16 protein-coding genes are annotated in these 19,560 nt (G+C 57.1%); 3 read left to right on the top strand and 13 right to left on the bottom strand.

Features of this window, described 5'->3' with window-relative positions; genetic code table 11:
• Positions 1–165: 165 nt before the first annotated feature.
• Positions 166–2,289, bottom strand: a complete 2,124-nt coding sequence (locus tag IGS16_RS19245; protein ID WP_367185830.1) for an NAD(P)/FAD-dependent oxidoreductase — start codon at positions 2,287–2,289, stop codon at positions 166–168.
• A 298-nt stretch (positions 2,290–2,587) separates the two neighbouring features.
• On the opposite strand from IGS16_RS19245, the gene IGS16_RS19240 reads away from it, so the two are divergent.
• A complete protein-coding gene (locus IGS16_RS19240; RefSeq protein ID WP_068509692.1) occupies positions 2,588–2,821 on the top strand; it encodes a hypothetical protein in 234 nt (77 codons plus the stop codon).
• Between the two features lie 203 nt (positions 2,822–3,024).
• Positions 3,025–3,624: a DNA starvation/stationary phase protection protein Dps gene (gene dps / locus IGS16_RS19235; protein WP_297088232.1), complete on the top strand. Its 600-nt coding sequence runs from the start codon at positions 3,025–3,027 to the stop codon at positions 3,622–3,624.
• Positions 3,625–3,716: 92 nt separating this feature from the next.
• Here the strand turns inward: dps and lysS are convergent, their stop codons facing one another.
• The 8 genes from lysS to IGS16_RS19195 form a co-directional block, all read right to left on the bottom strand.
• On the bottom strand, positions 3,717–5,225 hold the full coding sequence (gene lysS / locus IGS16_RS19230) for a lysine--tRNA ligase (RefSeq protein ID WP_297088230.1): 1,509 nt from the start codon (positions 5,223–5,225) through the stop codon (positions 3,717–3,719).
• A gap of 62 nt (positions 5,226–5,287) precedes the next feature.
• A complete protein-coding gene (locus tag IGS16_RS19225; RefSeq protein WP_367185828.1) occupies positions 5,288–6,112 on the bottom strand; it encodes an ABC transporter permease in 825 nt (274 codons plus the stop codon).
• Positions 6,113–6,319: 207 nt separating this feature from the next.
• Positions 6,320–6,901 (bottom strand): thylakoid membrane photosystem I accumulation factor, encoded by a 582-nt coding sequence (locus IGS16_RS19220; protein WP_367185827.1) that lies wholly within the window; start codon positions 6,899–6,901, stop codon positions 6,320–6,322.
• A 172-nt stretch (positions 6,902–7,073) separates the two neighbouring features.
• Entirely contained in the window at positions 7,074–7,700 is a 627-nt protein-coding gene (locus IGS16_RS19215; RefSeq protein WP_297088227.1) for a hypothetical protein, read from the bottom strand.
• 36 nt (positions 7,701–7,736) lie between these two features.
• Positions 7,737–9,719: a DUF3685 domain-containing protein gene (locus IGS16_RS19210; RefSeq protein WP_297088224.1), complete on the bottom strand. Its 1,983-nt coding sequence runs from the start codon at positions 9,717–9,719 to the stop codon at positions 7,737–7,739.
• A 124-nt stretch (positions 9,720–9,843) separates the two neighbouring features.
• Entirely contained in the window at positions 9,844–10,335 is a 492-nt protein-coding gene (pgsA, locus tag IGS16_RS19205; RefSeq protein WP_297088222.1) for a CDP-diacylglycerol--glycerol-3-phosphate 3-phosphatidyltransferase, read from the bottom strand.
• Between the two features lie 370 nt (positions 10,336–10,705).
• Positions 10,706–12,784, bottom strand: coding sequence for a caspase family protein (locus IGS16_RS19200; protein ID WP_297088220.1), 2,079 nt, complete (start codon positions 12,782–12,784; stop codon positions 10,706–10,708).
• Positions 12,785–12,865: 81 nt separating this feature from the next.
• The gene (locus IGS16_RS19195; RefSeq protein WP_297088218.1) at positions 12,866–13,942 is read right to left on the bottom strand and encodes a toll/interleukin-1 receptor domain-containing protein; all 1,077 of its coding nucleotides are present in this window, start codon (positions 13,940–13,942) and stop codon (positions 12,866–12,868) included.
• A gap of 884 nt (positions 13,943–14,826) precedes the next feature.
• Between IGS16_RS19195 and IGS16_RS19190 the strand changes: the two genes are divergently transcribed.
• Positions 14,827–15,456, top strand: a complete 630-nt coding sequence (locus IGS16_RS19190) for a DNA-3-methyladenine glycosylase (RefSeq protein WP_297088216.1) — start codon at positions 14,827–14,829, stop codon at positions 15,454–15,456.
• A gap of 60 nt (positions 15,457–15,516) precedes the next feature.
• On the opposite strand, the gene IGS16_RS19185 is transcribed toward IGS16_RS19190, so the two are convergent.
• From IGS16_RS19185 to IGS16_RS19170, 4 genes are all read right to left on the bottom strand, one after another.
• Positions 15,517–15,873 (bottom strand): Spx/MgsR family RNA polymerase-binding regulatory protein, encoded by a 357-nt coding sequence (locus tag IGS16_RS19185; protein ID WP_068509707.1) that lies wholly within the window; start codon positions 15,871–15,873, stop codon positions 15,517–15,519.
• 205 nt (positions 15,874–16,078) lie between these two features.
• A complete protein-coding gene (locus IGS16_RS19180) occupies positions 16,079–18,046 on the bottom strand; it encodes a serine/threonine-protein kinase (RefSeq protein WP_297088213.1) in 1,968 nt (655 codons plus the stop codon).
• 131 nt (positions 18,047–18,177) lie between these two features.
• Positions 18,178–18,834 carry a V4R domain-containing protein gene (locus tag IGS16_RS19175; protein ID WP_297088211.1) on the bottom strand — a complete coding sequence of 219 codons (657 nt, stop codon included), beginning with the start codon at positions 18,832–18,834 and terminating at the stop codon, positions 18,178–18,180.
• A gap of 144 nt (positions 18,835–18,978) precedes the next feature.
• Complete coding sequence (locus IGS16_RS19170) at positions 18,979–19,470, bottom strand: hypothetical protein (protein WP_297088209.1); 492 nt, start codon at positions 19,468–19,470, stop codon at positions 18,979–18,981.
• Positions 19,471–19,560 lie beyond the last annotated feature (90 nt).

The raw sequence follows: 19,560 nt of genomic DNA, 5'->3' as shown, positions 1-19,560 counted from the left end.
AAACTTCTTTTGAAAATGCCAAGACACCAAATGCAGGTCACGCAATTTCCCTCTCACAAAGGGTTTGGGACTGCATTCGATTTAGCTTGGCAAGCAAAAGAGTACCCTCCTAAGGGTAAAAAACGATCAGTCTGGGGAGGAAAACTTGAGAGCAGACCCGTTTCGCTATGACCCTGGCTCGGCTGGCGTTTTAAGAGAAAGTGGGAGGGCGCTGGATGAGGACGCAGCGCCAGAGGGTGGCAGGGGTTGCCCCATCCCATAGGTGAGTGCGTAGCTCCGGGAAAGCAGCCACAGCCACAGCGACGGATAGCGCGGCTCTAGCCAGGGCTGGATCTGGCAGGCAAACCCTGGTAGCCATTGAAATAGCCAGCTTAGGAGTGCAGCCAGCGTGAAGCTGAGATAGCTGCCGACCCAGCGCAGCAGGTCTGCCGGGCCCGCCAATTCCCAAATCCAGAGCAGGAGGGCAGGATTGGTGCGAGCTGCCTTGAGAGCCATGCGGTTAAATGGCACCCAGCCCGCGCGGTCTTTAATAAAGCGATCGCTCACCTCAGGATCTTCGTCTGCCAGGATGCCAAAGAAGGTATTGAGCATAGCGTTGACCCGCTGCGGCGCGACCCATTTCCCTGTGGGCACCATCATGCCTTTGGAAAAGAGCCAGGTGACGGCGATGTTGCTCTGGAAGGCGCGGATTTGCTCCAGATGGTGGGCTTGCAGCAGATCATGGCGCAGCGCAGTGTCGAGCAAGTCCGTGAGCCGGGGCAAGTTTCGCACGAGCGATCCGAAGCCCGTGAACACCAGCGGCGACTGGAGCGATGCCGCATCGCCAATGGCAATCAGGCGGTCGAAGGCCACGCGGCGATCGCTCTTGATCCCGCTGAAATGTCCTGGAATGTACCCAAAGGTCGCCTTGCGCCAAGTCAGTTTATCTAAATCACAGCGGCGATACTCTGGCAAGATGGTAAAGAAATCCTCGTACATTTCCAGCAGAGAGCCGGGGTTGTCGGGATGCACTTGGTGGTAGTGGAACAGGTAGAAGGTCAGTTCTTCCCCGCGCCCCGGAAACAGTTCCCAAATCAACTGTCGCCCGCGGGAAATGTCGCCGTGGCTAAACAGCACATCGCCGTAGCGGGCATCCCATACGCCTGGTTCAAAGCCGCGCTCGACCACCGCGCCCACCGTGGGACATACGCTGTCAAACGTGCGATCGCCATTCAGTTGCCACGCGATGGGGGAAGCTGTGCCCATCGCGTCTACCAGCAGCCGCCCAGTTGCCGTGCGGGATGTGCCCGTTGGCAACTGCTTTGCATAAACCGTCACGCCACCAGGCGCAACGTCCACCCGCTCAAACTCGGTTTCGTCCCAAATTTCGCCACCCGCCGCCCGCAGTTTGTCGCCACAGATTTTCAGCAGCTTTTCTGCATCAATGCCCACATTCAAAACCGTCGGCGTATGCAGCACGGGCGCTTTTGCCTGGGGCGGATTGTTGGCATCAAAGAACTTGCTGAAGCCGTCTATGTACTCCCGCGCAATTACGCTCTCAAACTCGGCAGGTGTGAACAGTTCCAGGTCGATCAGGCTTTGAAACTCGGCCCGCGAAATATTCCACTCGCGGTTCATCCGGCCAAAGGGCAGCCGCTCGATCAGCAGCACCCGATAGCCGCGTCGCGCCATCACTGCCGCGTGAATAATGCCCAGCGCTCCGCCAATGTAAATCAGGTCGTAGGCAGGTTGCGTCCCTGTATCTTCGACCGCTTCGACTGCTTCGACCGCAAACACAACCTGCTTGGGCTGCTGGGGATTTCGCACGCTCTCTCGCCAGCGCTGCTCCCACCAGTAGACCCGGTTCAAGTCATACTCCCCATTCGGAATGCGCTGAAAATATTTCACCGTCTGGGGGTAGTGGGGCGCTAGGGCCTCAAAGATCGATTGATGAGACAGGTCAACCTGAGGCGGCGCGGGGTAGCGCTGGGGAAACTGGGCCCGGAGCGCCTGGGTCAACTGCTGTAAAAGGTTCCCCTCGCTGGGAAAGGGGCGATCGCCCCAGCGAAATACCTTAAGATACGTTGTGCGCTGCACAGACCAGACAAATCCAGACAGCACCGGCCCATCGAGGAAGTCATCTCCCAAGTTGCCACTGGAACCACTTCTAGCAACAGTTTCGTTCGTAATCAGGAACCCATCCGAGGTCGCAATCATATTGCCGACGGTGGGCTGAAACTGCTGCTGAAGCCAGCGACGCACAGCATCCAGGTCAGGCGTAGGCACCTCTAGATAAAGTAGCTCTCTCAAAGAATCTTTCATCCGACGATTTTGGTAACGGCTGGCGAATTCACTGGGTGAGTCCGCTGGGCAAGTTCACTGGGCGAATCACTAAAGAGACAGAGTTGACAGAATTGAAAATTGCGCTACACTTCACCAATACAATCAGAACGCTTGAAGAAAGTTTAAGACTTCTCATTTTACCTTTTGACCTGCCTGCCATTTAAGGCTGCACGTCATCCAGCTTCTAAGCTCTGAGAACCTCAAGTCTGAGAACCTCAAGCCTGAGAGCGTGCCTTGTGATTACCTGGGGCATTTCTGCCTGACTATGAATTATCCCATTCCGAGTAGTTCTCAAGAAGTCGTTGCCCTCCGCCAGCAGCCTGTAGACGATGAGCTGGTGGCAGCGGCGATCGCCGGAGTCATCTACGTCGCGCGATCGCAGGGACAAACGCTGGAAGATCTCACTGCCGAGGTCATGGCAGACGATCGACTGCTGGATACCGATTTGCGGCGCTGGCTCAGCGATATCGTGTCGCAGGCATGGGATCAGCTTGCCTAGCGCCCAGAGGTGCTTCGTCTATCGTCCCTGCGCTTTAAGGAATAACCGTTCTGTTTTACAGAGCCATTTTGTTTCACAGGCTGTTTACATCACAGGCTGTTTATAAGTTTTGTATGTAACACCTGTTTGTAGCAACATTCTGTTTGTGATCAGAGGGAATACGCTATGCTGAGTGCTTGAACCTCTAGCCAGGATGCAGGCTTATGGGCAGCAACGGTCGCAGCACAAACGGCAAAAGCCAACCGCTCTACGCAACCCGGATTGATCTTTCATCTGAAATCCGCACGCAAGTTATTGCTATTTTGAATCACTCCCTTGCTTCCACACTGGATCTGAAAACCCAGGTCAAGCAGGCTCATTGGAACGTCAAGGGATTGCAGTTCTACCAACTGCACGAGCTATTCGACGAGATGGCGTCCGAGCTAGAAGAGTACGTGGACATGGTGGCAGAGCGCGTCACGGCGCTGGGCGGGCTAGCCGTTGGCACTGCTCGCACTGCGGCAGCCCAGTCTATTCTGCCAGAGTATCCCTTCGACATTTTAGATGGCAAAGATCATGTCATCGCGTTGGCAGAGCGCTATGCTGCCTACGGAAAGCTGGTGCGCGAATCCATCGACGCGACCGATGATCTGGGCGATGCCGATACGGCTGACCTCTACACCGAGATTTCGCGGGATATCGACAAGCGCCTCTGGTTCTTGGAAGCCCACCTGCAAACTGCGGTCGAGGAGGTCGTGTCCGCTACCGCCGCGTCTGAAGTGGCGGAACCCAAAGCCAAGAAAACGACGAAACGGGCAAAGTAAGCGGCGGTTCAGGCGGGGACTAACTTGCCCAAGTTTTGCAATGACGCATTGGCAAGTGTCCGAAGAATGGCGCGGGCTGCCCCATCTCCCCACTATTCCTCTTTTGCCTCTGGCTTCAGCAGCGGGAAGGCAATCACGTCGCGGATGCTGGCAGAATCGGTCAGCAGCATAACCAGGCGGTCGATACCCGTCCCCATGCCCATCGTGGGCGGCAGCCCATATTCCAGCGCCATCAGAAAGTCTTCGTCTACGCCGTGGGCCTCCAGATCGCCTGCGGCTTTGCGGGCTGCCTGGGCTTCGAGGCGCTGCCGCTGATCGATCGGGTCGGTCAACTCAGAGTAGCCATTTGCCGTTTCGCGCCCCACGATGAATAGCTCGAATCGCTCCACCAGACCAGGTTTGCTGCGGTGGGCCTTGGCTAGTGGCGAATTTTCGACCGGGTAATCGGTTACAAAGGTGGGCTGAATCAGCGTCGCCTCGACCCTTTGCTCAAAGGCTTCCACTAGCAGGCGGCCGATCGAGTCGCATTTGTCTAAATCTTTGAGACCAGCGGCGATCGCCCCTTCTTTTGCCTCCTCCAGCGTCGTGAACTGGGAAAAATCCAGCCCCGTGTGTTCCTGCACTAGCTCGTGCATCGTGACTCTGCGCCAGGGCGGGGTCAGGTCAATGGCTTGCCCTTGGTAGGTAATTTTCAAATCATCGAGAACCGATTTGGCAGCGGCGACGATCATCTCCTCCGTCAGCGTCATCATCTGCTCGTAGTCGCCGTAGGCCTGGTAGACCTCGATGGAGGTGAACTCCGGGTTGTGCCGGGTCGAAACGCCTTCGTTGCGGAAGATGCGCCCGATTTCAAACACCTTCTCGAAGCCGCCTACCACTAGCCGCTTTAGATGCAACTCGGTGGCGATGCGGAGATACAAATCCATCTCCAGCGTGTTGTGATACGTGATGAACGGCCGGGCCTCGGCTCCGCCCGCCTCCGATTGCAGCACAGGCGTTTCAATTTCAATAAAGCCCCGGTCGGTGAGAAAGCGACGGATGGCAGTGGTGATGAGCGATCGCCGTCGAAACGTCTCCCGCACCTCTGGATTTACAATCAAATCTACATAGCGCTGGCGATAGCGCTTTTCCACATCCGTCAGCCCGTGCCACTTGTCGGGCAGGGGTTGCAGCGACTTGGTGAGGATGGAATAGCGCTGCACGTTAACGGACAATTCGCCCTTCTCAGTTCGCTTGACAGTGCCCGTTGCACCCAGGATATCGCCTGCGTCCGTCAAAGTCTTTAGATGGTCAAACGCCTGCGGGTCAATATCTGCCATGCCCGCTTCGATAGTCTTCTTGTCGAGATAGAGCTGGATCGTGCCCGTTTCGTCTTGCAGCGTAAAGAAAGCCAGTTTGCCAAAGACGCGACGATTCATGACGCGCCCCGCCACCGACACGACGACCTCCGCCTCTTCCCCCGCCGCCAAATCGGCATATTTTTCCTGCAACTCGGCGGCGTGGTGCGTGACATCCCAGCGATAGCCGTAGGGGTTGAAGCCCAGAGCGCGGAGTTGGTTAGCTTTTTCGAGGCGGGCAGCGCGGAGATCGTCGGACGACATTAGGAGATACAGGGGTTAGGAGGTTGAGAAAGAATTCAGGATGTGGCGTTTGTTTCTAGACGCTAGTCTCGCTGGTGGGAGAACTGGTACGCGCCGATGGCAGAGAGGGCGATCGCCACCGTCAGCAGCACCGGAATACTGTACCAGGGAAACTGGCTCAGCGGCAGATAGGCGGCAGCGCGGAGTCCAGTGCTCGTGTAGGTCAGCGGCAGCAGATAAACGATGAACTTGAGGATTGCAGGCAGGGTTTGCGGATCAAAAAAAGTTGCGCCGAGAAACGACATGGGCACAATCAGAAAATTATTCAGCAGCCCCACGCCCTCCAGCGATTTCACATTCAGCCCGACGATCACGCCCAGCCCCGAAAACACAGCGCAGTTCAGCACCAGCACCAGCAAAAACAGCGGACTGATGAAGCCCAGATTGCGGGTAAACAGCAGCGCAATCAGAATCACTGAAGCCGAGGTCATCAGCCCCCGCAGCACGCCCGCCATCATCTTGCCCAGGAACAGCGCCAGCGGATGTACGGGCAGCAGCAGGATTTCTTCAAAGGTTTTGCTGTAGAGCCGTTCACCGCAAATGGAAAACGTTGTGCCGCCGAAGCTGATGGTCATGGAGGACAGGGCAACCATTCCCGGCAAGATGAAGTCTAGGTAGGTATTGCCGACGGGAGGCTTCATTGCCGAGTCGAGGGCGCTGCCCAGCCCCAGCCCAAAGGCGAGAATGTAGATCAGCGGAGAAACCAGACCCGATGCGGCAACCTGGGCAATCCGGACTCGCAGATCGAGCCAGTCGCCCCAAAACACGGTGAGTGCGTCCTGCAAGATATTGCTCGCAAGCGACGTTTTACGAATTTGCCCAAATTCCAAAGAGGGTTGCGCGGTCACAGCAGCTTGGGTGAAGGTTACCCCTAAATTTTACATTTCTTAGGACTTCCCGATCTGATTTTGGATTTTCGATTGGCGATTTTGGGCTGTCAACCCAAGCCGCTGTAGCACGTTCAGCGATGTGATCAGGGGGTTTCGGGAGCCGATCGCGCTTCCCGCTGGAGCATCAACGGTGGGCTGCTAGTCGGTTCCTATGATTGTCTTAGCTTACTGAGGAACTAGCTCGGTGTTGATTTCGTTGACGATGCGGCGCTTTAGCTCAACGGATTCGGAACGCGGCAACAGGTCGAAGACTTCCCGCAGCACGTCGTCAATGCGCTCGTAGGGAATGACCCCCGACTCATTCAGCACGACCTTGCCTGCCTTGTCGAACACGACGGTTTGGGGCGCATAGCCCGTCAGGTAATAGCCGGGTTCGCTGGGGTCGTATTGATCTTTGACAGGAATAGAGTCGATGCTGATGGGCAAGATGTCGGCAGCGCGGCCGTAGAAGGCATCGAGTTGGGAAATGACGGGGGCAAACTGCTTGCAGTCGGCGCTGTCGTCTACGTATAGCACCAGGATGGCAGGCGTATGGGTGCGGAGCGAGTCAGACAGCTTGAGGCTGGGCGGCACCAGGGAGCCGTTGCCTGCGTAGAGCGGGAAGATGTTGCCGTCGTAGTGATCATCTGTGAGGCTGGCGATCGCCGGATTGCCGCCCAGCAGCAGCACACCCGCCAAGACTAGCGCCAGTAAGAGCAATCGCTTTGCCCACACAAGCCTCCGAAGTCGAGCAATTGCCGGACGCATCATTATGCTTTTCAAAATGCTTTTCAAACCGCTTCTAAAACCCATCGCACGTTTAACGTCTTTTAACGTTCCGAAATATCCTGTCCTATTGTGACATCGAGTGACGTTCCGTGACGCTGCGGCGAGGGCGTGGCGTGTCTGGGGTGATGCATTTGAAGTGCGATCGCCCTGCTTACCCACCTGCCTGTTGTTCCTGAAAACTCTGAATTACCTGTTGCAGCGTCGGCTGATTTTTCTCGAAATCGGTAGGCGGTGTCCAGGCGAGGATCTGGGCAAAGCGGGTCGGCGTTTCCACCACCGTATGCAGATACAGCACGTCAATGTTGTTGAGCGAGCCGCGTACCTGATACTGCACGGCCGGGTTGCCGCCCACCTGAGAAACATCTGTTGGGCCACTGACTTCGGATTTATCCAGTCGCCGCGTCAGGTAGCCGCGAGTAATTTCTGCATAGGTCTCACGCTGCATTCCGCGAAACTCTGCCTTAGGCTGGGTCAGCACAATCAGATACATCTGCGCTGCCCGGTTGGACGCTTCGAGCTGAGCGCGATCGTTCAGCTCATCGTCCTTGACCCAGCCCGATGGCAGCGTAATGGCAATCTGTCCGTCATCGGAAATCAGCCTGTCCTGCGTCGGCAGCGGCAAATTCGCCGGAGGCGGCGGCAGCGTCAGCACGATTTCCTCTGGCTGCGGCTCTTTCTCTGGAGGGGGGGGCGTGGGAACCAGGGTTGCGGCGATCGCCAGCCCGCTCAGCAGCGCCAGCGGCACGCTTCCTTTTACCCATCTTGGAATATCTTTCAAATGCGTTACGTCCTCATCTTGCTTAAACTCGCCAAGCTAGCGTCCCCGGCTCCGTCCATACCGTCGCTCTTGGCGATCATAGCGCCCATCCTGCACAACGTTGTTCACGCCTTTGATGATGCCGCGCCCAATCAGCCCGATGCCGCGCCCGATCACCTCCGTCAGCACGTAAATCACGCCGCTGCCCAGCACAGAGATAACCGAACGCAGCCGAGGGGCGATCGCATCCCGCGTTTCCAGCGCCAGCGTGACTGCATAGGGCAATCCCGACAGTTGTTCTAGCTCGTCGCGGCGGGGCGCGTAGATCGATTCCTGTTCAATGCCCCGCAGCCGCAGCACAAACAGGCGATATTGACTTTCAAAAATATCCTTCGGTTCTGCAAAATAGCGCTGCATCCGGTAGCGCCAAGACAGGTCATTGCGAAACCGCTCAATGCCCCGACTGGACATCAGCCGACGGTCGTAAAACGACTGCTTAATGTCTTCTACATCGGCAAAGCGATTGAGCAACGGCTGCACGACGGCATTGGCAATCTGAATCATCGTGTGGCTGAGCAACAGGCCGGCCCGGCGCACGGCTTCGGGGGTTCCTGCTGTGTAAGGTACACCATCAATGACCAGCGGAGCCTGCACCAGCAAATGCGCCAGCAGGTCGCTGAATAGCGGAATCTTGCTGAGAATATCCGCCTGCACAATGGCCTGGTCGGCCAGCAGGTAGGGTGCGATTTCCACCTCCTGACCCGACAGCGCCAGCGTCCGATAGCGACCAAAAAACTCCACTGTCGTCGCCTGCCACAAATCTGCCAGCAGTTGGGGCTGCATATCTGACAATCGCTGCTCTGGCACTTCCGCCACCCGCAGGTCATCCAGCAGGTCGTCCAGCTTGCGTAGCACCAGCCCAAACAATTCGCGCTTGCGATCGCTCCGCAAAATGTCTGTTTCCAGGGGCAAATCGGTGAGGTTGTCCAAATTGCCTTCCAGCGTCGCCAGCACCCGGTTAAATAAAACAGCCCGCATTTCACGAGAGGCTTGGGCCGTGGCCGTGGTCAGCGCGGGCTGGGGTGTGGCCGCCAGAGCCGTGGGGCGATTTCCCTCAGGAACCGATTGACCCACAGACGCACCAGATGCGGGCTGGGAGCGGCCAGGGCGCGACGAAGATGCGGGACGGGGGATTCCCGTAGGGGTCGCTTCGCGAATCGCCGCTGGTGTAGCAGGGACACTGAGGCTGGGCACGGGGTCTGGAGACACAGCATCCAGGGGGGTAGGAACCGTGGGCAGCGAAGGCTCCGAGACGGTTTCCAGCAGTTCCGGCGTGGCCAGCATCCGCAGCACGATCCACCGAGCCGCCCGCAGCTCTCGCCTGCGCCCCAGCAACACCTGCCGCTGCAAAAAGGACAGGCGACGACTGCGGAGTTGTGCAGTGATCAGGGCGAGCGCCTGATCGATTTGCTCTAGCCCCGACTGGCGCAGCGTCCGCTTTAGATAGCTAGCTTGGGACACGCGACGCGACGGCACCGGCCCGCGAGCTGCCGTTGCGCCACCACCCGCCAGCCCAGAGGAAGCCATCCAGTAGGGTTCCCCCGCGGCCACCTGCCGCAGGCATTTGGCGATCGCCCCAGGTTCCGCCCCCTTCAGGCAAAAGCCCTGCGCCCCCGCCCGCCGCACCGCATCCACCAAAATCGGCTCCGCCGTGGAACCCAGCACCAGCACGGGCACTTGCGGAAACGTCGCCCGCAACTGCTGACACAACGCCAAACCCTGCACCCGCGCCGGATTCGTGCGTCCCAATTCCAAATCCAGCAACACCAAATCCACCGTTTCGCCCCGACTCGTCCCGGTGTCCAGGCGCGTCCGAATCAGCGATAGCGCATCTTCCCCCGTGCTGGACTCGATCGCCACCCGAAATTCTGGAAACTGCTCCAGCCACAGCCGCAGCCCACCGCGAAACACCGCATCATCGCTGATCAATGCAAGCTGGAGCGGGCGGGTGAAAAACACATCGGCAGAGCGCGGGGTCATGGGCAGGGCGAGAGGATGGGGGAAGCTTAATAAACTTTAAGGCATAGTTTAGGCGATCGCCCTACCGAGTTTCAGTTCGGCAGAGACAAGTTCGGGATTAAGGCTCATCCGCTCTCTCACGCCCTCACCGCACATAAATTGCGCCAGATACCAGCGTCAGCACGACGGAGAGCCAAAAGGCGATCGCCGCTCCAGGCATATTCATCGTCGGCGGGCAGATCAAGAGGGCGATCGCTGCGATCTGGCTGACGGTTTTTAGCTTGCCCCAAAGGTTTGCGCCAGAAATCGTGGGTTGGCTGACGCGCCATCCGGCGATCGCCAATTCTCGCGCCAAAATCAGAAACACCGCCCAGGCGGGCACCTGTCCAAGCTGGATCAGCATGAGCAGGGGAGCCAGCACCAGCAGCTTGTCCACCAGCGGGTCGAGAAATTTGCCCAAATCCGTCACCTGATTCAGCTTGCGGGCCAGGTAGCCGTCGAGCCAGTCGGTGCCTGCTGCGACGAGGAAAATCGCCAGGGCAATCCAGCGCGATCGCTCGGTGGGATTATGCAGCAGCACCAGCAGCAGCGGCACGCCGAGCAGCCGCGAAACGGTGATCCAGGTGGGGAGGTTCATGGTGGGAGGAGAATTTTGGGCTTACAGAGGTTTCAAACGAGGTTTCAAACGATGCGGCCGATTGTATCGCGGCTAGATGCGCGAGGATTCCCCCCAAAGGCAATGCTAGGGCGTGCTTTAAAATCCTGTTATCCCCTCTAACCCCTCTAAAAAGGTCACTAATATACTTCACGCAGCAATTTCAGCCCTCACCCTAAATCCCTTTCCCAGAAAGGGTCTGGCTCCCCTTCTCCCCGTGTGGGAGAAGGGGTTGGGGGATGAGGGCAGTAAGTTTGCCATTTCAAGGATGTCAGCGCCCTTAAAAAAGGGGAACCAGGCCAAACTGTTAGCCCGAATTTTTTAGCCCAAATTCTTCCTTGCTCGCTGGGACTCAGCGTAGCCTGAGCAGATCCATCAGCGGATTATTGCTTTGCTGATTATTGCTCTGCGGATTTGAGGGAGTCTCTGGTGAGTGCGGTGTCTGGTTCTGATTTGGCAGTTGCTCCTGTTCGCGTCTTCTTTGCTCCTCACGTTGGGCTTCTTCGGCTTGCCGACGTTCACTTTCAATCCGTTGCCACTCGGCTTCCTGGCGACGCCGCTCGGCTTCGGCACGCTGACGTTCGGCTTCGATGCGTCTGCGCTCGGCTTGTTCTCGCAGGATCTGCTCCTGGCGCAGTTTTTCTTGCTGATCTTTGGTAACCTTGTCGGCATATTCGGCGATCGCCGCCTGCGCGTCTTGCTTTAGTTTGGGATGGCTGATCTGGCTCATCCGTGCCTTTGCGCCTTCGATGTCCCAATAGTTGCTGAGTACATCATTGATCTCAGCCAGCAGTGCCTGGTCACGATTCCACGCAGCTTCCCACTGGGCGATCGCTGCTTGTGCTTCATCGTGCAGCGAGCTAGTCAGCGGCACTGCCTGAGCCAGTTCTCTCGCCTCTTCCAAGCTGCCTGCGTCGTAGCGTTCTTGGGCACGGTCAATGAGTTGTTTTGACCAGGCTTCTCGGTATTCCTGGGCTTTATCTCCATAAGAGCTGTTTTCTGGGATCTGTTCAAGTAAGATAATGGCTTCTCCATGCCTATCCTGATTGGCTAGCTCTGTGGCTTGATTCAGCTTGTGGCTCCACGAAAACTGGCGATAGACATACACGCCAGCGCCACTGGCGATGAGGAGGAGACTCGCTGCCAGCACGCCCCAGAGCATCTGCCCCCTTTTACGGATGGCAGGTACGGGCGCATACAGCGGTTGAGGAGACGGTTGGGTAGGCGGGGCAGCCTTCGGGGTTGGCTGCCTGACCAGTTTCGGCGTGCCCGTTTCCACAACTGGTATGGTCTCTGGCGCAGAGGGGACTGGCCAGTTGCTTACCACCGGATTTGCAGTCGAAAACAGTTGTCCAAATTCGTGCTGTCGGGCTTCGATGCGGGCTTCGATCGGCTCTACGTCTTCATCACGCAGCGCCAGTGCCAGCTTCAGGTAATCCAGGTCGTTGCGGGTGGCTTCACTCAGCGGAAACTCGCGTATCACCGCTTCCAGCAGCTTTTGTTCATACTGGCGCAGGTTCGAGCGATAGGTACGCGACGGCATCAGCACCTCCGACTCGATCGCCGTCGCTTCTTCGCGAGACAGCCCTAATCCTTGGCGGCGGGCTTCTAGCGCCAGTCGGGCAATTTCAGAGATTTCGCCGCGCTCAGTAAAGCGAGCTACTTCCCGCCGATAGCGTATCTTCGGATCGCCAACCATTGCCTGCGCCAGCTTGATACGAAAGCCTTCTTTGGACGTGAAGATTTCTGGCTTCATGGCGGGGGCGGTTTCCTGGACGCGCTGTTTGGCGTATTCGTGCAGCTCATCTACGGCGATCGCCCCGTCATTATCTCGATCGGCTGCACCTGTTTCCATGCCCTCGATGAGGTATCGCGTATACACAGACAAATCAGCCGTAGCTTGCTCAAAGGAATACTGCGTTGAGGTGGAAGAAGTCAGCACGGCACGACCTTCGCCGCCCAGTTGCTTTTGCACATCCACGCGCCCGTCGTCTTTGGCTCGCATGTCTTCGGCAAAGGCTCCGCTAAAGCAGCAGTCCAGCACAATCACCTGCCGCTTCGAGCGGCTGTTGCTCATGATTTCATGTACAAAGCTGGCGGGCACGGCGGTCGATTTCACCAGTTCTCCGCGTGGCGTTTTGCGGGTTTTGCGCGTAGCAAAGTAGAGCCGGCCGCTGTCGTCTTTGATGCCGTGGCCGCTGAAAAAGAGCAGCACCAGATCGTCGCGATCGCGATCGCGAAATAGCGCTTCGATCTCTTCCTGCATTTCTTGCGGTTCCGGGTTGATCAGCGGCGTGATCTGGTCAAAACCGCCAATCTCTGGCGTTTTCAAGACCTGGTGCAGCGCCTGCACGTCGCGCTCGGCACCGGGCAGCGGGGTGAGTCCGGCTTGATAGTCTGTGACTCCGATTAACAGGGCGACCTTGGACATGGGTACACCTCGGTAGGGGTTGGGGATTGGGGGTTGGGGGCGATTTTGGATTTTGGATTTTGGATTTTAGAGGGGCGATCGCTAGGTCGGGCGTGCTGCCATCCGCTGTACGGCTGTTCGGATGCCCTGCGCCACGTTGAGCAGGGCTTCGTCGCGGTTTTCCCAGGTGGTGATGGGTTTGGCGTTTTTGGGTAGGGCCTGGAGTTTGCCAAAGGGTGCGCCTGTCCAATCCGACGGCTTGAGGATGATGGGAATGACGCAGGCCTCGCCGCGCTCATGGCGGGCGATCGCCTGCGTCAGCTCCACGTCATAGCAATAGTCCGACGCGAGAAAGTTGGCGCTCACCAGCAGCAAGATGATCTGCGCCGTGTTGAGGTGCGCGTCGATCTCGCCGCTCCATTCGGCTCCGGCGGTGATCTCCCGGTCGTGCCACGCGGTGATCAGTCCCTGGCGCTTGAGCAGGCTCAGGTGCGTGGCAATTTCGTCGCGCAGATCTTCGTCTTTGTGGGAATAGGAGAAGAACACCGAGACAGGACGCGGCGTGGGGCTGACGGGAGAGGCTAGGGTTCGAGTTGCAGGCGCGATCGCCCCCGATGCAGGTGTCTGCTTTATGCTGCTGCCGTTGCTTAGAGCATTCGCATGAAAGCTCTGAAATGCAGTCTGAAACGCATTCTCAAACGGGTTCTCGAACAGGTTCTCTGGCGAGTTCTTAAATGAGTTCTTGAATGTGTTCTCGAATGGATTCTCGAACGAGTTCTCAAGCTGGTTCTCGCCTGCTTCCGTTCCAGCAACAAACTTTTGCAACACTGGCAACAGACTGAGTAAATCTTGTTGTCCTGCCGCTTTGAGTTTTAGCTTGCGCCCGTCTACCTCAATCTCTAGCTCAACCGCTTTTTGCGAGAGGCGATCGCCCAAAAATTGCAGCATCGGGGCCAGGTTTACTGCCTTGACATTGGCTGCCAGCGCCCCCGCCAAAAATCCGCCAAACGCTTTGTTTCCAGCAGGCGGGTGGGGATCGGGCAGGCGCTCCACCGACTCTACTTCGTCCAGATCTCTGAGCTGAATCAGCAGCCGTTGCGCTTCGTTCTCGCGCTCGTCTGCATCTAGCTCAGGGTCAGCAAAATTTAGAACAAATTTGACGGTCGATGCCTCTGCCATGTCCACTTCTCCAGGAGTGCCATGACGCGAACTCGGTTCCGACGGGGTTCTCGCGGTCGAAAACCTGCTCTCCGGGTTTCCCTGATTTCAGGAACTTAAAGGTTGGGAAGATGAGTATTTATTCCTCCCAACTTGATTTTATTTTTAGAAGTTTGCCAAAGCGGGCGATCGCCACATTTCTATACCAAAGATAATTTTGGTTTTGAGGGGCGATCGCCCACGCTGAGCAACTCTCGGAGAGGGCTATGATCCGAAGTTCCGAATTCGCGCCCAGGCATTGCCCAAGCGACGATTGATTCCCAAGCGGCGATTGGTTGTTGAAAACGTAAAAAGTCAAGAAATTCCTGAGCGCATCAAGCCACTAAACACATTTCAGCCAAATTTTCTACAATTACGCAGTAATTTGACTGGCGTGGCGGCTGAAATCGAAAGCGCTAGCGTTTAACTGAAGCTCCTCATTGATAAAACCGATGATTCGGCGAGGACAGGTAGCTACCTGACAGTCAGGCCCAGAAAAATCATTTGACAGCAGCAAATCGAGTCTGACCCTGCTCTATAAAACCTGCTTTCCATCATCTATTTCGGGAAACCTGGCCAAGATTACCCTTTGGGGGAATAATTTCTTGCTGGTAACGCTGCCTTATCAGTCCTGGTTTTAACAAGCAGTTCTCAACTTGCAACATTGCAATTATGATGCTGCCCGCAAATTTACTATAGCAGATAATTCGATACTAAAAAATGCTATCTACAGCTTTGACTTCGAGCCAGAGATTTTCAACTCAGTACATTTGCTCTATACTCTTGCCTGATGTTGTAGATACGCACAAGTAAGGACAGCGTGTGGTTTGCCACTGCCGAGCTTGGTACACAAGGAAACTATTAAGATGGACTATTCAAGGGCGATCGCCCATCTGCAAGCAGCCGACCCCATCCTGGCAGCGGCGATCGAGCGCAGCGGCCCCTGCACCCTCTGGCACGATCGACAGACAGGCGATTTGCTGGAATCTCTAGCGGAATCCATCATTTACCAGCAGCTTTCCGGCAAAGCCGCAGGCACCATTCACCGCCGCTTTTTGGCACTCTACCCCCACACGCCGCACCCCACCGCTGCCGAAATTCTGGCTACCCCAGACGAACTGCTGCGCGGTGCGGGGCTATCTCGTGCCAAGACGCTGTATGTCAAAGACCTGGCACAAAAGGTGCTGGACGGGCTGCCCAGCCTGGAAGACCTGGAACACCTGGACGATGATGCGATTATCCGCACGCTGACCCAGGTTAAAGGCATCGGCAAATGGACGGCGGAAATGCTGCTGATCTTCCGGCTACACCGCTGGGACGTGCTGCCCGTAGACGACCTGGGCATCCGCAACGGAATGCGCCTGCTCTACGCCCTGCCAGCTCTGCCCGACAAGAAAACCATGCTGCAAATCGCCGAACCGTGGCGACCCTACCGCACGATCGCCGCTTGGTATCTGTGGCGCAGTGTGGATATCAAAGCGATGGGGAAGGCATGATAGCGGCACATCGGGAAGGGAGATGCTGAGCAGCTTGCTTCAACCCGCTCCCTTACTCTTTTACACGCCCAACTTCTCTCTCACCACCGCCTCTGCATCCCGAAACCCTACCATGACCGCTTTGCCGTCTTTTACAAACAGCGGTCGCTTCAGCAGCATGGCATCTGCGGCAAAGGCTTTGGCCCAGTCTGCGTCGCCCCAGGTGTCTTTTTTCTCGCCCAGCGCCCGGTAGGATTGCCCTGAGGTATTTCGCATCGGTTTTGACCCCAGCGCCGCGATCCAGTCCTCAATTTGCGCTTGGGTGGGTGGGGTTTCCTTAGTGTTGATGAACTCATACTCGACCCCGTTGCGATCGAGCCAGGCGATCGCCTTTTTGCAGGTTCCGCAGTTGGGAATTCCGTAAACCTGGAGCGCCATTACTGATTGACTTTCTGAGTGCCTTTGATATCGATTTGACTTTCTGAGTGCCTTTGATATCGATTTTGGATTACCAATTCAGCGTCTTCGGGACTGCGGCAAATTTTATCCACAGCGCCTTTCAGCCACGCTGATATGGTGTTCAAGATTTTAGACTAGCAGGCTCCGGCTGGCAGTCCTCTGCAAAACATCAGATTCAGAACATTCAGAACATCAGGTCAGTGTCCATTTCCTTCAGGTTCAAAAGGTGAAGTTGGGATTGGGCTTCGGTCTGAGTTGCCAGCAGGATGCCCGTGGTGGCGAACAGGGCGATCGCCACGGGTGAGGCAGGGCCCTGAAACCGTCCAACGGGTTGCCCCAGGTCGTCCAGCAGCAGCAGCTCGCCCGCAGCGCTGGCCAGCACATAGCCCCAGTTCGCCGCCGCAAGCAACTTCGGCACAATTTCCACACCCAGTCGCACCACCCGAAATGGCTTCAGGTCGATCATCAGCAGCGCGTTGGGGTCGTCTGCATCGCAAGCGACCAAGCGATAGGGGTCGGAGGCGGCGGTGATATAGCCCAAACGCACAGGTAGCGTCAGGCAGCCCAGGCGATCGCCCCGTCGGTTAAACACCTCTAGCCAGGTTTCAAGGTACTTCTCGCCTCTCAAAATCTGCGACACCAGCACCACATGCCGCCCATCCACCGCCGCCAGATACAGCAATTGCCGACGATAATCGGTGGGCATTGATAGCCGGATAGGGCTTGGGGCAGTCCACAGAGATGCTGGACGGTGAACCGACGCGGCTTCATCAGGCAGCGATCGCAGTGCTAGGGAACCCTCTGCGCCATCCCCTGGCGGCAGGGCGATCGCCAGCCATCGCCCCGCCGCTTCGATTGCCACCAGACAGTCCTGTTCCGTCTGGGCAATGGTTTGATAACGCCAGGGCTGATTTGCATCACCAGACGGCACATCTAGCAGATAGATAGCCTGAGCGGCGATCGCAAAACAGCCCTGCGGCCGCACCTGCAATGCCCGAATAGGCTGCGGCAATTGCACAGCAGCCAGTGGGTCAACGTCTGCCAGGGTGCTGGGCCAGACCTCGGTGAGGTGGGTCTGGAACGTGACGCGATCGCCACTGGCTCGGTAGGTTTCTACCCTTTCTGGAAAAGGCTGGAACAGTGGCGTTCCCCGATTGGGAGCGATCGCCAGTGCGGAGGTTGGCTGGTTCAGGGTCACAACGGAGCGCGATCGCCACGGCAGGAGGTTTAGGAGCTTGACGGGGGAAACGGTGGGCAGTGCAGGAGAAATCGTCATCGAGCGCGATTCGCGAAGCGATCCCTGCGGGAATCGCCCGTCCCAGTTGAGATTGCCCAACCCATAATCGGTCGCAGCCTGCACGAGCGATCGCCACATCTCGCCCGCATTCTGAAATCGCCTTGCTGCCAGCTTTTGCAGCGCTTTCGACAGCAGCGGATGAAAGACAGCAGGAATCGAGTCCGGCAGCACCAGCGGCCGATTCAGATGAGCCGACATTAGCTCCGTCGGCGTGCCTGAAAATGGACGATAGCCCGCCAGCAGTTCAAACAGCAAAATGCCGACGGAATAGAGATCTGCCGCAGGGGAATATTGTCCGTAAAATCGCTCCGGAGCCATGTAAGCGGGCGACCCTGTGTTGCCGCCACCTGATGGCGACTCTGCCAATTCCTGTCGCAGCCGCGCAATGCCAAAGTCTGAAATGCGAGCCGTCCAGCCCCACCGCTCGACGCTAAGCAAGATATTTTCGGGCTTGATGTCGCAATGCACAATGCCCTGGCTGTGGGCATGTTCCAGCCCCGCCAGCATATCCGCCACCAGTTTCAAGCTTTGAGCCGGATGCAGCCGATGGTCTTCACCCAGCAAGCTGCGGAGCGTGCCGCCTTCGCAATAGTCCATCACCAGATAGCGCCCTGTGGCGGTGTGTTCCAATGCCTGACAGGTGACGATGTTTTCGTGCTGAAGCGTCAGCAAAAAGCGCAGTTCGCGCAGAAACTTATGGGTCGGGAAGCGCTCTCGCTCCAGGTTTTTGAGGGCGACCAGTTGCCCCGTTTGCCGATGCACCGCGCAAAACACCCGACCGAATTGCCCCTGCCCAATCAGCCCTAACTGGCGATATCTAGAGCGCTGCTGCTCTCTTTTGGAAAAGCTGGCCACGGATCACGCGGAAAAGAAGGGTTGAAACACAATAGGAACCCGAAGAGGATTCAGGTTCCCTGGAGAACTGGGTAGGCTGCAACAGCTTTGGCTCTCAAATCAGTTACGGATAAAGCGCTGGACGACATTCGCTAGACATTGCAAAGCTGCTGCATAATCGCCTCGTGGTCGAGATTGGTCACCATCGTTTCGGCTGGCTCCAGCCGTTTGGGTAGCCCCAATACGAAGCGATTGCAGTCTGCGCCCATCGACTCGCAGGTTGTTTGCACGCAATGCAGCTCTCGCCCCGTAATCTGGCTAAAGAAAGAGGCCAGAACACCCGCTTCCAGATGACACACGGGCTGGTCTTTGCGGGGAGCCAATCGCGCAAAGGGCGAGTTCCACGTCTTCACCACCAAGAAGCCGCGATGCTGATAGGTTTGATCCAGGTCAATCTTGCCCCAGCCGTGAGTAATCCAGCACTGCTGAAGACTCTGCAAAAACTCCACCATCGGCATATTCGACAGCGGCGTGCCGTAATAGTCGGTCAGTTCTTCCGAAAAGCGGCTGTAGAAAGTCTTGCCCCACCAGCGCCCGCAATTGTACAGCACTAGGCGAGAGGCTTGGCCAGTTTCTTTGTCCAGCCCGCTGTAGATTGCCTGAATCAGCGTTTCGGGAAGGGCAATCAGGCGATCGCCCTGACGGTTTTCCAGCAGCCCCATTTCCAGATCGCTGCGGACGTAGGCATCGGTCGCAAAGTAGCTGCTGGGAATGCGGTTATTAACCAGTAAATCAGCGACGGAGATCATAGGTGTGTAGGGGTCAGGGATTGGGGATTGAGGACTGGGGGGTGGGGGTCAAAAGGGAGTCCGCAGGGCAGGACGCAAGATTTTTGGATTGGAGCAATTCTTTAGCTGAACTATCTGATCGCTGCCCCCTTTGACTCTTAATGCCTAAAACAGGGCAGCTGCGGTGAGCGGTGCTTCGCCCGAAAGGTGCAAATCGCTCTGGGCGATCGCCAGCATCGGCAGCAGAAACTTGACCTGCTGGGGCGCGAGGTGCTGGCTGAGGGATTGGTTCAGCAGGCGAAACAGTGCCGAGTCGATGCGCTGGCTGTCGTAGGCCTGAATCATTTGGGCCATGGGTTGCAGGCGGTCTTTGAGGAACGGCTCATCGTTCATCAGCATGGCCGTAGCGCAGTGACGCAGCACCAGCAGCGCGTTTTTGATGCTGCGCTCCAGGGTTTCGGTCGATTCGCCGGGCAGTTCTGCCACCAGCCGATCGGCGGCTTGCTGCATGATGGTGATTTCGCGGTCGCGCAGGCTGCAATAGGCATCCAGGCGGGCGGGCAGCGACTCGACATACTGACTCAGCACGGCCAGTTCTTCGGGCTTGAGGTAGCGGTTTTCGGCTTCGTCGAAGAGTGCGTCGATTTGTGGGTGCATGGTGAGGGAAGAGGGAAGAGGGAAGAGGGAAGAACGAAGAGGGAAGAGGGAAGAACGAAGAGGGAAGAGGGAAGAACGAAGAGGGAAGAG

This window comes from Thermoleptolyngbya sp. C42_A2020_037 (genome assembly GCF_015272455.1).
In the GTDB taxonomy this organism is placed as follows: domain Bacteria; phylum Cyanobacteriota; class Cyanobacteriia; order Elainellales; family Elainellaceae; genus Thermoleptolyngbya.
The sequence above is the reverse complement of the archived record's forward strand: the minus strand, read 5'-3'. Positions and strand labels throughout refer to the sequence as shown.